Source organism: Massilia pseudoviolaceinigra (assembly GCF_030846505.1).
In the GTDB taxonomy this organism is placed as follows: Bacteria; Pseudomonadota; Gammaproteobacteria; order Burkholderiales; family Burkholderiaceae_D; genus Telluria_A; species Telluria_A violaceinigra.
This window is the reverse complement of sequence record NZ_JAVCWL010000052.1, coordinates 24,226-36,635: the sequence shown is the minus strand read 5'-3', so window position 1 is coordinate 36,635 and position 12,410 is coordinate 24,226. Positions and strand designations below refer to the sequence as shown.

The 12,410-nt window shown below is 63.3% G+C and carries 13 protein-coding genes; 3 read left to right on the top strand and 10 right to left on the bottom strand.

Translation table 11 applies throughout. From position 1 onward, the window contains the following. The coding region (locus tag RBA40_RS31640; protein ID WP_306652733.1) for an RHS repeat-associated core domain-containing protein at positions 1–546 on the top strand (546 nt) is incomplete at its 5' end. Positions 547–557: 11 nt separating this feature from the next. Beyond that, positions 558–845 carry a hypothetical protein gene (locus RBA40_RS31635; protein WP_306652732.1) on the top strand — a complete coding sequence of 96 codons (288 nt, stop codon included), beginning with the start codon at positions 558–560 and terminating at the stop codon, positions 843–845. 176 nt (positions 846–1,021) lie between these two features. Here the strand turns inward: RBA40_RS31635 and RBA40_RS31630 are convergent, their stop codons facing one another. The 3 genes from RBA40_RS31630 to RBA40_RS31620 form a co-directional block, all read right to left on the bottom strand. Continuing rightward, entirely contained in the window at positions 1,022–1,324 is a 303-nt protein-coding gene (locus RBA40_RS31630) for a helix-turn-helix domain-containing protein (protein ID WP_306652731.1), read from the bottom strand. Between the two features lie 438 nt (positions 1,325–1,762). Then, positions 1,763–3,268 (bottom strand): response regulator, encoded by a 1,506-nt coding sequence (locus tag RBA40_RS31625; RefSeq protein WP_306652729.1) that lies wholly within the window; start codon positions 3,266–3,268, stop codon positions 1,763–1,765. A 174-nt stretch (positions 3,269–3,442) separates the two neighbouring features. Continuing rightward, positions 3,443–4,180 carry a DNA-formamidopyrimidine glycosylase family protein gene (locus tag RBA40_RS31620; RefSeq protein WP_306652727.1) on the bottom strand — a complete coding sequence of 246 codons (738 nt, stop codon included), beginning with the start codon at positions 4,178–4,180 and terminating at the stop codon, positions 3,443–3,445. 158 nt (positions 4,181–4,338) lie between these two features. Here RBA40_RS31620 and RBA40_RS31615 point away from each other — a divergent pair, with 158 nt between their 5' ends. After that, positions 4,339–4,854: a DUF3016 domain-containing protein gene (locus RBA40_RS31615; protein WP_306652725.1), complete on the top strand. Its 516-nt coding sequence runs from the start codon at positions 4,339–4,341 to the stop codon at positions 4,852–4,854. Between the two features lie 45 nt (positions 4,855–4,899). Here RBA40_RS31615 and RBA40_RS31610 read toward each other — a convergent pair whose 3' ends face one another. The 7 genes from RBA40_RS31610 to RBA40_RS31580 all read right to left on the bottom strand — a co-directional run bounded on the left by RBA40_RS31610 (position 4,900) and on the right by RBA40_RS31580 (position 12,401). Then, positions 4,900–5,826, bottom strand: coding sequence for a hypothetical protein (locus RBA40_RS31610; protein WP_306652723.1), 927 nt, complete (start codon positions 5,824–5,826; stop codon positions 4,900–4,902). Between the two features lie 26 nt (positions 5,827–5,852). Continuing rightward, positions 5,853–6,323 carry a hypothetical protein gene (locus tag RBA40_RS31605; protein WP_306652721.1) on the bottom strand — a complete coding sequence of 157 codons (471 nt, stop codon included), beginning with the start codon at positions 6,321–6,323 and terminating at the stop codon, positions 5,853–5,855. Between the two features lie 16 nt (positions 6,324–6,339). Next, a complete protein-coding gene (locus RBA40_RS31600; RefSeq protein ID WP_306652719.1) occupies positions 6,340–6,933 on the bottom strand; it encodes an RNA polymerase sigma factor in 594 nt (197 codons plus the stop codon). 64 nt (positions 6,934–6,997) lie between these two features. Further along, on the bottom strand, positions 6,998–7,441 hold the full coding sequence (locus tag RBA40_RS31595; protein ID WP_306652717.1) for a thioesterase family protein: 444 nt from the start codon (positions 7,439–7,441) through the stop codon (positions 6,998–7,000). A gap of 131 nt (positions 7,442–7,572) precedes the next feature. Then, complete coding sequence (locus RBA40_RS31590; protein WP_306652715.1) at positions 7,573–9,006, bottom strand: PQQ-dependent sugar dehydrogenase; 1,434 nt, start codon at positions 9,004–9,006, stop codon at positions 7,573–7,575. A gap of 76 nt (positions 9,007–9,082) precedes the next feature. Beyond that, positions 9,083–10,288: an MFS transporter gene (locus RBA40_RS31585; RefSeq protein ID WP_306652713.1), complete on the bottom strand. Its 1,206-nt coding sequence runs from the start codon at positions 10,286–10,288 to the stop codon at positions 9,083–9,085. A gap of 127 nt (positions 10,289–10,415) precedes the next feature. Next, a complete protein-coding gene (locus RBA40_RS31580; RefSeq protein WP_306652712.1) occupies positions 10,416–12,401 on the bottom strand; it encodes an EAL domain-containing protein in 1,986 nt (661 codons plus the stop codon). Positions 12,402–12,410 lie beyond the last annotated feature (9 nt).

The window sequence follows — 12,410 nt, the reverse complement described above, 5'->3', positions numbered from 1 at the left end:
GGGCGGTATGTGCAAAGCGATCCGATTGGACTCGATGGCGGTATTAATACTTACGCATATGTTGCCAACAATCCTTTAACTTCAGTTGATCCGGATGGGTTGTGCCCGTGCGGATTGGCTTCGGATGCACTCGATTCCGCGCGCAATGATATGCGTGATTGGAGTAAGGCCGCAGATAGATCAGACGTTTATTCTGGTTTTGGCGCTGGAGAGTATAAGTGCAACCTGTTCATGGATCTTCATCTAGAGCAGGCTGGATACAATGTTCCGAACACAGGTGGCGGTTTCCTCGCGAATTGGATTGGCAAAAACCCTCCGGGCGCAGGAAATCTCTCACTACCAGACTATGTGCTCTCTGGTTGGCCAACAGTTTCAGGCCCTGCGCAAGCGGGGGATATTATCGCGTATAAGGGCCACGTTGGAATTGCCACTGGGAGCAATACAACCATTTCCGCAAGCTCGAAATTTGGGAAAATTGAAAATGATTGGGGATTTCGGGCCGGTCAAACACCAGTAATTCGACGTTGTAGTTGTGAGGGAATGTAATGGAACCAAACATGACTTGGCCTAAATCGGTATGGATGTCTTTCGGATTGTTCGCGGTGCTTGCTGGGGTGGCCATGTGGACTGTTTACTCGGAGACGCGCGAAGCTTATCGCAAGGTTGGATTTAATACTGGGAGCCTTTCCGAGCGCGAGAAAGTGATTGAAAGCATGCGTGGCTTAGGATTGCTCGAAGACTGCAGAAATTTTAGGCAACAAAAGCCCATTGAATTCTTGTCTGTAAAGAGCGAACAAATTTTCGCGGTCAAAATGGAATCTGGTGTGACGCTGTGTGAGTATTAGCAACGGCGCAGGGTCAGTGCCGGCAAACGGACACGGGCTGATGCGTAGCTAAATCGATCGCTCAGAAGTCCTCTTTATTAAACAAAAAAGCCGTCCCCAACCCGCTGCTTCTGGCGCGGGTTCCGGGACGGTTTTTATTTTTAGCGGCTAAGAAAAAGCAACATCACATCGGCGGCTCAGGCCTTTCCCTGCGCCTGCGTCCTGCGTTCCTTGGCCTCCGGCTTGTTCACCCGCTCCAGCGCGCCCGCGACCTGGTTCTTGACGATCACGGCGTCGAGCAGTTCGCGCACCATTTGCTGCTCGTGCTCGGACATGCGCGAGACCGTCTCGAACTGATAGCGCAGTGCGTCCGACGGACCGCGTTCCTCCTCGTCGAACACCAGCATGTCGGCGCTCACGCCGAGCGCAATTGCTAGCCGGCGTATCACATCAAGGGTAGGTTGCGACGTGCCACTCTCGTACCTGCGGATCTGCAGCACGGCCAGATAGTCAAATTAATTTCAGGGCAACGGTATACACTTTCGTCGCGGGTCCCTCTCCGCGTGGGGCGCCAGCCGAATACGATCCCCTAGCACAAACAATTTACATGGATCTTTCTTTTCCCGGTAGCCAAGGATCCGCAGTGATGACTCCTGATGGTGTTTGCGTGCGGCATGCACTGCCTGGCTGTTGATGTTCCAGGCGTCTGCCACTGCATTGACGTCGACCAGGACGCCCTCCTGAATCCATTCCGCCAACACAGCTTCACCGCGTGCGAGCGCACGCATTGTTGCTTCTTCGTTGGCACGCCTGACCGCATCGGCTGCTGGCGTGCCCGGTTGGGGGGGGCTGCTGACATGAAATGTCCGTCGACTGTGAGTGGTTTCAGTCTACGTTGGACATGCAAACGGCACTAACGCTCCGAATAAATTACCCGTTCAATCCGGCCAGCGCCGGTTGATATCGACCGCGGCGTCGATATTGGCGATCAGCAGCTCCACAAATACCGGATCGAGGTGCCGGCCCGATACTTCGCGCAAGTGCGCCACCACCTCGTCCAGCGGCCAGGCATCCTTGTAGCAGCGCTTGTGGCTCAATGCATCGAACACATCGGCCACGGCCACGATGCGCGCGTACACATGAATGTCCGCCCCGATCAAACCCTGCGGATACCCGCTGCCATCGAATTTTTCGTGATGCTGGTGCGCGATCACGGCCGCCGCCTTCAGGATCGGCCGCGAGGACCCGTCCAGGATCGACAGCCCCACGGTCGGATGCTGCTTCATGATTTCCCATTCCTCGGGCGTGAGCTTGCCGGGTTTCAGCAGCACCGCGTCCGGCGTGGCGATCTTGCCGATGTCGTGCATGGGCGCGGCGTGCATCAGCACCGCCGTTTCATCTTCCGGCATACCGGACGCCTGCGCCAGCATATGGCACACCTGCGACATGCGCCGCACGTGGTTGCCCGCTTCGTTCGAGCGCGATTCGACTACATCGCCCAGGCGCATGATCAGCTCGGCTTGGGTATCGGTGATCTCTTGCGTGAGCAGGATATTGTCGAAGGCAATCGCCACACCGGAACAAAACACTTCGAGCAGCTGCGCATCGATGTCGGCGATTTCCTCCACGCCCTTGAGCACCAGCAGCGACGCCTTGCCGCTGCTGTTGGGAAAGTAGCCGACGTAAGTGTCGCCATGCAGGCGCGAGATGCGGTTGTTGTGCGCGTCGTCGAGCTGGGCCATCAGTTCCGGGCCGAGCATGGCGTCCCCGATGTCGCCGATCTGGGCCAGGATTTCGTATTCGCTCGTGCCGGTGATGACGCTGGCGCCGGACAGGCGCAGCAGCATGCTTTTTTCCAGCCGCAGCAGGGCCACGACCTGCTGCAGCAAGCCGCTGGCGAAGTCTTTCAGGTTGCGCTGCTGGAAAATGTGCGAGGACGCCGCGATCACCCGCTCTAACCCTTCGCGGTAATTGGCTTGCAGCAGGCGCGCTTCCTCGACCTTCATGATGTCGCGGTAGGCGCGCAGGGCGGCGAAGGTGGTGGTGAACAGTTTGGTGCGGTCGAGCTCGGTTTTTTCCTTGTAATCGTTGATGTCGTAATTGACGATCACGCGCTCTTCCGGCGCCTGGCCCGGCTGGCCTGTGCGCAGCACGATGCGGGTGAACTGGTTGCCCAGGTCTTCGCGCATCCAGCGCGCCACTTCCAGGCCGCTGTCGTCGTGTTCCATCACCACGTCGAGAAACACCAGCGCGATATCGCTCTCGCGCGCCAGCACTTCCTTCGCTTCGGCACCGGTGTAGGCATGCAAAAAAGTCAGGGCGCGGCCGTCGAGGCGGAAGCGGCTCAGGGTCAGCTTGGTGATGTCGTGGATGTCGGGCTCATCGTCGACCAGCAAAACTTTCCATGGAGCGAGTTTGGGCGTGGCGGATGACAGAAATGACATGAACAAGTTCCGATACCGGTATGTTGCAAGGCAAGCGCATCGGTAGCCAACAATCTGCCGGTGACGCCCGGGGGACCATTCGATTGTAGACCCACTACTCCCTATTAACAACATGCAATACCAAACCCGTCATGCCTGCACACGGATTTGTTCGGTGCTGTTGCAACCGCGCCATTAGCCGTAGCGTTTTTGGCATTTCTCGCAGTAAAACGCGCGCCGTTTGCTCAGTCCCAGATGTCCTTTTGAAAACGGAATATCGCAGCGCGGGCAGGTGCTCTTGCGGTGCGCCAGCCAGTGCTGTTTCAGCACGAACTGCTTTTTCCATTCGAGGAAATCGAAACTGTATTGACGTGCCTGCTCCACCAAAGCGCGCAGCTTGGGCGCGGGCAGCGCGCCGATGGTCGAGAGCGGATGCAGGCGGATGCGGAACAGCACTTCGTTCTTGATGATATTGCCCACGCCGGCAAAGATGGTCTGGTCGAGCAGGGCGTCGCAGGCCAGCATGTCGGGCGCGGCGCGCAGTTTCTTGCGCGCCTTGGCCGCGTCCCAGGTGGGCGACATGATGTCGGCGTCCCAGTCGTAGCTGGCGTCGAGATCGGGTTCGATATGCTTGACCGAGCAGGCGTAGAAATTCAGTTCGCTGCCATCGGTAAATTCCAGCGCCATGCGCGGCGGCTTGTCCTTGCGCTCGTCGATGCGATAGCTGCCGAACAGCATGAAGTGAATACGCAGCACCGTGTGCGGCAGTTCGATGATGAAATGCTTGCCCCAGCTGCGCAGCGAGACGATTTTCTGCCCCTCCAGGCTGGGCAGGTCGACAGTCTTGGTGTTGCCAGTGGCACGGGCAATTTCCTTGCCGACGAAACGCGTGGTTTCTTCGCGCAGGATGACGAGCGATGGTCCTTCGGGCACGGTGATCTCCTTTTTTCCAATTCTGGATTGAAAGCGGGAAAGGCGGTGTGCGGCGACTAACATTTCGATACAAACCGTGACAAATCGTGACCCGACGCCGATGTCAAAAGCGCGTATATTCAATGGGAAGAAGCACGATGCGCATTGAAAGGATGGACATGAAAAACGGATGGATCAAGTTATTGCAAGCGGGGGCGCTGGCGGCGGTGATGGCCCTGCCGGCCAGCGCCGCAACCGCCGGTACCGCCGTGGCGACGGTGACTTATGCCGAGCCGGACCGCTTTACCGACGTGCCGTTCACGCCGTGGGAACGCGAGCGCGTGCTCAAGCAGCTCACGGCCCACTTCGACAAGCTGGCGGCCAGTCTGCCGCCGGGGCAGGAATTCAAGGTGGAGGTGCTCGACCTCGACCTGGCCGGCCAGACCAAGCCGAATTTTCGCGGCGGCCAGGATTTGCGGGTGATGAACGGCGGCGCCGACTGGCCGCATATTCATCTGCGCTACAGCATCAGCGAGGGCGGCAAGGTGCTCAAGTCGGGCGAGGAAAAGCTGAGCAATATGCAGTATCTGCACCGGATGAATTCGTACGGCAACAACGAGCTGCTGCGCTACGAGAAGCAGATGCTCGATGACTGGTTCAAGCAGACCGTGGCGGCGCGCTCGGCGACGCGCTAGGCGGCGCGCTAGGCGGCGCGCTAGCCGCCTGGTCCGCCTGGCGGTTCAACGGGTGCCGGCCGCCGCCTTGGCGCGCTCGGCCATCACGTCCCTGACCGTGTAATCGGCCGGCACGGCAAACAGCGCCGCAGCCGGCTCCTCGCGCTTGATATTGGTCAGGCGGTAGATCCGTTCGCCGCTACGCGGGTCGGTGTGCTTGCTGTATACGGTCACCTTCAGGTCCGGCGCATACCAGCTTTCGTGCGATACCACGATGGCATTGCGGTTGCCGACTTCGCCCGCGGGAATTTCGTAGGTGCGCAGCTTGCCGTCCGCCTTGATGCCGTCGATGTCCTTGCTGCCCAGCTCGCGCGTGCTGGCCTTGGCCGCCCAGCGCATGTCGCCGAAGGCCCCCGCCATGGCCGGGCCGAGGCGCGAACCGGCCATGTTGTCGCCGATCTGGATGCGCACCTTTTCCTGGAACTGCTTGCGCGCTTCTCCATCGCCGCGTTCGACGCCTTTGACGACGACTTCATCGGCGTGCGCGCGGCGCTCGGGCAGCTTGCCGTCGGCGCGCAATTGGGCTACCCGGGCCTGGGCGGCGGCGCGCGCGGCGGCGCTCGGGTCGGCCACCCGGGTCGCGCTTTTCTGGCGCGGGTTGAGGATGTAGGTGACCCCCTCGGCCGGCTCGTACAGCGTAATCGTGCGCACTTCGCCGCTCGCGTCGCGGATTTCCTGGCGCGTGCGGCCGGCGCTGTCGCGGTAATTCATGGTGCTGCTGGTGCGGCTGATCTCGTTGCCGTCGGCCAGGCGCTGCAGTTGTTCCGATACCGCTTCGGCGCTGTAGGGCGCGTTCTTGACAGCCTTGCCGTGCATCGGCATCAGCGGACCGGTAAAGCGCAAGGGATCGGGTGGGGTGCCTACGGCGGCCTGCGCTGCGGGGAGCAGCGTGCTGCCGAGCAGAACGGCGAACAGGAGTGGGGTGGTGTGCATGATGGTCCTTTCCGGGTTGAATGGAATTACTGTGAACTCAGGCGCAGGGCCAGCGGCGCGCCGTCGGCGCCCACCAGCATTTCGGCGCGCACCGAGTCGCCCGCCGTGTCCGGGCTGACCGGCACGCCGAGCGCGGCCAGTTCGGTGCGCGGCAGGCTCGTTTCGAGCATGCGCGGATGGGGTTCCTGCTCGATCCGCTCCTGCGATGCGAGGGCGATGAAGGCGAGGCCGTCGTCAAGCTGCGGCAGCGGCGCGTCGCCGGCGGCGCCGGGCAGGGGCGCGCGCAGGATCAGCACGGCCAGCATCGCCGCCGCTGCGCTGCCCAGGCCGCCGGCCAGGCCCCATTGCGCCGGGGACAGACGCTGGTACCAGCGCTTGCGCGCAAACTGCGTGGCAAAGGCGGCCATGAGCGCCTGCTCCACGCGCTGCGGCGTGCTGCAATCGGCGCTAGCGCTGCGCAAGGCGGCGAGGGCGGGATCGATGGGGTCGTGGTTCATGGCGCTCTTTCAGCAATCAGTCGTGCAAGGCGGGACGGTGCGCCGCCAGCCGTTTGGCCAGCGCTGCGCGCCCGCGCGAGAGGCGCGAACGCACGGTGCCGATATCGATCTGGCAGATGTCGGCAATTTCCAGGTAAGACATGTCGTGCAGCTCGTAGAGGATGACGGCGTCGCGGTAGTGGGGCGCCAGCTGGGCCAGCGCGCGCCGCACCTGCTCGGCCAGTTCGTTGTCGAGCAGGCGCGCCAGCGGTTCGCCTTCCTCGCTGCCGGGCTCAAAGGCGCTGTCGTCCTCGTCGTCGGGTTCGGGCAGGCTGGCCAGGCGCAGGCGCGGCTGCTCGTGCTTGAGGATCAGCTTGCGCGCCACGCCGAATAAAAAGTGCAGCAGCAGCCCGCGCAGCGGGTCGTAGCGCACGCTGCCGGTCAGCAAACCCATGAACACTTCCTGGACGATATCGGCCGCGGTATCGCCCGAGCCGGTGCGCAGCAGGGCGAAGCGGTACAAGGGCGCCTGATGGCGCTGGTACAGCGTCTGGAATGCCGCGCCCACGCCATCGCGCAGCTGGTGCAGCAGGTCGGTGTCAAGCGGTAGGGGTGGGGGCGGCATCGTCATGGTGGTCTCGTCCCTGTATTGCCGCCCGGGGACGAAAAAGTTCCAACTATTTTTTGGCGATGACTCAGTCGATCCAGTTCCCGCGCGGGAATTTGGCGCGGAAATCGTCCGGCATCGTCACCACTTGCGTGGTTTTGTAGTTGAAGAAGACGAAACCGGACTTGGCCATGGCGATCTGCTTCTTGTCGCGCGGACGGGTCACGCGGAAGATCAGGTCGCCACCGTATTTATTGAAATCCATCACGCCGACCTCGAACAGCAGCTGGTCGCGCGCATGCGCTTCGGCGCGGTAGGTGGTGGCGAGGTCGGTGACGATGATGCCGGTGCCGTCGCGCTCGGTTTCGGCGACGCCGAATTCGTACAGGAAGCGCGCACGCGCTTCGGAAATCATCGAAATCATCGAGTCGTTGCCGAGGTGGTTGGCGCCGTTGATGTCGGTCACGCGCACGGTCAGCGGGGTTGTGTAGTAATACTGCTCTTCCGGAAATTCGAGGATCAGGCGGGCCATAAGGGTACCGGTTCGTGAAGGACGGGGCAAACGCCGATTTTAGCGCGTCATGCCCCGCCCGACCGATTTGTTACCGTGCCGCTACCGCGTCGGCTACCGCGTCGGCTACCGCGCCGGCTACCGCGTGGCCTTCAGGGCGCGCCCGCGCGCACGATCCGGTAGACCTTGCCGGTGGCAGCGATCATGTACAGCTCGCCATTGCCATCCTGGCCGAACGATTGCACGGCGTCGATGTCGGGAATGGTCCAGCTGGTCTGCTCGGTGACGCTGTTGTCCTTGTACAGGAAGCTCTTGAGGTAGGCGCCGCAATAGTCGGAATAGAAGTAGCGCCCGGCCAGTTCCGCAATCGCCTTGCCGCGGTACACATAGCCGCCCGTGATCGAGCAGCCGTTGACCTTGTTGGGGCCGTGCTCGTACTCGAAGGCGGGCAGGGTCAGCCCGGACTTGTTGCAGATGGCCGCGTTATAGCACAGCGAGGCTTCCATGATGTTCCAGCCGTAGTTCAGGCCGGCCTGGGAAATGCCGGCGATGTCGACTTCCTCGCGCTTGCCCTGGCCGACGTCGGCGATGTACAGGCGGTCGGCATCGAAGGCGTAGCGCCACGGATTGCGCAGCCCGGACGCCCAGATCTCGGCGCGGCGTCCGGCCTGGCCGACGAAGGGGTTGGTCGGTGGTATGACGTATGGCTGCGCGCCCCGCGAATTGGCCACGTCCAGGCGCAGCATTTTGCCGAGCAACACGTTGAGGTTTTGCGCATTGCCGTTCGGGTCGCCCGCGCCGCCGCCGTCGCCCGTGGCCAGGTACAGCAAGCCGTCCGGGCCGAAGCTGACCAGGCCGCCGTAGTGGTTGGTGGCGCCGGGGTGGGGGATGCGGATGATTTCCAGTACCGCGGTCGGTTCAGCCAGGTTGCGGTTGGTGGAGGAGACGCTGTGCCGCTCGACCACGATGTTGTTGCCGGCGTCGGTGTAGTAGATGAAGAACCAGCCGTTGCTGGCGTATTGGGGATGAAAGGCCATCGACAGCAGGCCGCCCTCGCCGGTGGCGGCGACCCGGTTGCGGATGTCGAGGAAGGGCGTGCCCAGCAGTGCGCCATCCTGCATGACGAGGATGCGGCCGCTGCGGTCGACGATAAACTGGCGCGCGTCGCCGCTGGGGGCGGTGAGGAACACGGCGCCGCTCACGCTGGCCACTTCGCGCACGCCCAGCGCCAGGGTGCTGCTGCTGTAGCTGACGTTGACGACGGCGGTGCCGCCATCGGCCACGGTGGCGCTCTGGACCGGCGCGGTCGCGCTCCAGGTCAGGTTGCCGCTCAGGATGCTGTCGGCGGTGACGGTATAGCTGCCGGCCTTCAGTCCGGTCAGGGTTTGCCCCGCGCTGATGGTTTTTGCGTAGGAAGCCGGGCCGCTGGTGCGCACCGCCGCGGGCAGGCCGGCCGGCAGGTTGGCCAGGTTGACGGTCAGGGCGCCGTTGCCGGCCGGCGCCTTGTCGTCGTCCGAGCCGCCGCAGGCGGACAGCAGAAGCATGGCGAGCGCGGCCAGGATGGTCCGCAGGTGGGGTGTGGGCATGTCATCCTCCGCAGTGTCTTGAGCGATTGACAATACTGGCCGTGCCAATGCCGGTCTGTGCGCCATCGCACGCCGTTCAGGGGGCGGTGGCGGCGGCCGGGGAGCCGCTGCGCACAGCTAGCAGATAGAACAGGAGCGAGGCCAAGGAACAGCCCAGCAGCAGCGAAAACAGCAGCGCCGGCGAGGAGTTGAACTGGAGCAGGGCTGCGATGGCGATGGGGCCGGCGGCGCGCGCGATCAGCGCCGGTCCGGCCAGGGCGCCGGAAATGGCGCCATAGTGGCGCGCGCCGAACAGGATCTGCGGCAAGGTGCCGCGCACGATGGTGAGAATGCCGATGGACAGGCCGTACAGCACGCAGAACAGTGCCACCGCCACCTGGTGCTGGCCCCAGAACAGCATGGCCAGCAAGGCGCCGGGCAAGACCGCGAAGCAGAAGGTGCCGCTCGCCTGCGGGCGCGCGTGGCGGGCCAGGCGCATTTCGCCGATCCGGCCGGCCACTTGCATCGGCCCGATCAGCGCGGCCATCCACACCACGCTGGACAAGGCGTGGCCGTAGGATTGCAGGATGGGAATCAGGTGCGCCGACAGCGCCGAGAAGATGAAACTGTTGGCCGAAAACGCAAACGCGAGTTTCCAGAAGGCGGGATGGCGCAGCGCCTGGCGCAGGCTGAAGTCAAAGCCGGCCGCGGCTTGCTTGTGCACCTGGACGGCTTCGGGCGGCGTGCTGAGCAACAAGTGCAGCGGCATGCACAGCAGCAGCTGGACCAGGCCGTAGGCCAGGTAGGTAGTGCGCCAGCCGGCGATGCCGTTCAGGTGCACCGTCAGGGGCCAGAACACGGTGCTGGCGAAGCCGCCGAACAGGGTGAGGGTGGAGATCGCCCGGCGCGCGCCCATGCCGAACTGGCGGTTGAGGGTGGCGAAGGCAGCGTCGTACAGCACGGCCGGCATGGCCGCGCCCAGCACGGTCCAGGCCAGGTAGTAAGCGGTGGCGCCCCGGGCCTGGCTCAGCATGATGAAGCCGAGGCCGCACAGCAGCGAGCCGCCGGCCATGACCAGGCGCCCGCCATGGCGGTCGATCAGGATGCCGGACGGGGTGGCGGTGATGCCGGCCACCAGCAGGCACCAGGAAAAAGCGCCGAACACGGCGGCGCCCGGTAAGGCCAGCTCGCGCGCGATATCGTGGGCCACGACGGCGAAGGCGTAATACAGCGTGCCCCAGGACAGGATCTGGGTGACGGCGAGAATGGCGATGGTGGTGACGGTGCGGGGAGGGCGGTCCATGGGGTGGCAAGCTTGCGCGTGGTTGGCGCAAGGGCGCACCCGACGATTGTACGAGTATCCGAAAAATATTGCTGACGGTAATGTTATTCCCGCGAAGGGGGCGCGGGCGGGCGCGAACGGGGCCGCTTCAGGCGGTCAGCATCATCCGCTCGTGAAGCAGCGACTCGAACTCGTCGGGCGGCAGCGGTCCGCCGAACAGGAAACCCTGGCCGTAATCGCAGCCGGCCCGGCGCAGGATCTGGTATTGCTGCTCGGTTTCCACGCCTTCGGCAATGACTTTCAGCCCCAGCTTGTGCGCCATGACGATGATGGCCTCGCACAGCGCCACGTTGGCCGCGTCGTGCTCCAGGTTGTAGACGAAGGATTTGTCGATCTTGAGGTAGTCGAGGTTGAACTTGCGCAGGTAGGACAGCGAGGAATAGCCGGTGCCGAAATCGTCGAGCGAAATCTTGATGCCGGCCTGCTGGAAAGCCAGCAACTGCTTCATCACCGCGCTGTTGGACGCCAGCAGCAGCCCCTCGGTGATTTCCAGCCCCACTTCGGGCGGGCCGGCGCTGCCGTTGAGGTCGAACGAGTTGTCGGTCAGCCAGTGGCGGCAGTTTTCGCCATTGGTGTGATAGAACTGGGCCGGAGACACATTGATGTTGACCGTCAGCTGCTTGTCGACACTGCGCCAGCGGCGCGCGTGCGCCAGCGCCTTGCGAAATACCCAGTTGCCGATCGTGACGATCTGGCCGGTGTGCTCGGCGATGGGGATGAAGTCGACCGGGCTGACGGCGCCGCGCGCCGGATGCTGCCAGCGCACCAGCGCCTCGGCCTTGCGGATGCGCCCATCGTTCATGTCGATGATGGGCTGGAAATAGACCTCGAGCTGCTCTTCGTCTATGGCCCGGCGCAACTCGTTGCTGATCGCCATGCGCGCCTGCGCCGCCTCCTGCATGCTGGGCGTGAAATAGGTGAAGCGGTTGCGGCCATTGTCCTTGGACTGGTACATGGCCTGGTCGGCGTTGCGCAGCAGCTCGCCCGCCGACTGCGCGTCGCGCGGGTACATGGTGATGCCGATGCTGGCCGAAATGTACGCCAGTTCATTGCCGAGCAGGAAAGGCTTGGCCAGGTCGTTGCGGATTTTCTGGGCCACGTCGGTGACCGTGTCGACATTGTGCAGTTCGCTAAGGGTGATGGTGAATTCGTCGCCGCCCAGGCGCGCCACGGTATCGCTCTCGCGCACATAGGTTTGCAGGCGCTGGCCGACCTGCTTGAGCAGCATGTCGCCCACCTGATGGCCGAGCGTGTCGTTGATTTCCTTGAAATGGTCGAGGTCGATGAACAGCAGGGCCAGGGGCAGCCCGCTGCGGTGGGCTTTTTTGATGTCCATTTCCAGCCGGTCCTGGAACACATTGCGGTTGGGCAGGCCGGTCAGGCGGTCGATGTTCACTTCGCGCAGCGCCTGTTCGATCAGCTGGCGGTCGCGCACCTCGGTCGAGAGCGAATAGGCTTGCTGCTGCAACGATGCAATCGTGCGCTGGAGCATGTGCACATTGGCCGCCGGATCGTAGCTCTCGGCCGGCAGCACATGGGTGTGCAGGGTGCACACTTCGTCGAACATGGGCGCGTCGGCGGCGGACGGAAAGGCGTTGAGCGGATAGGCGCACAGCAGCTCGAAATCGAACTGGCGCTGCAGGTTGTTGAAGAAGCGCTCGACCCGGATGGCGGCATCGTGCTTGCCCACGGCATTGAGCGAGCAGTGCGAGGTGGCGCACAAGATCGCCACCATTTCGCCGAACACGCACACGCGGCCGCGGTGCCGCTCGCTGGCCTTGCGGATGACGTTGCCGATGGCGGTGCGGAAGCGCAGCTCGTCGGGCAAGCCATTTTCCATGAACATGGGCAGCATGTGGTCGGCATGCAGGGCCAGGTAGCTGCCGTTGGCGCTGCGGCCCTGCGCGTCGACCAGCCCGCGCGCGGACAGGCTCTGGTGCAGCATGTCTAGATGGCCGCTGGTGGCGATGGCAATGCCTTTGTCGCCGCGCTCGAGGGCGGAGCCGATGTAGTCGGCCAGGCCCTTGATGAGAAAGACCTCGTCCTCGTAAAACTGGACCAGATGATCGTTCATGCGATCCCC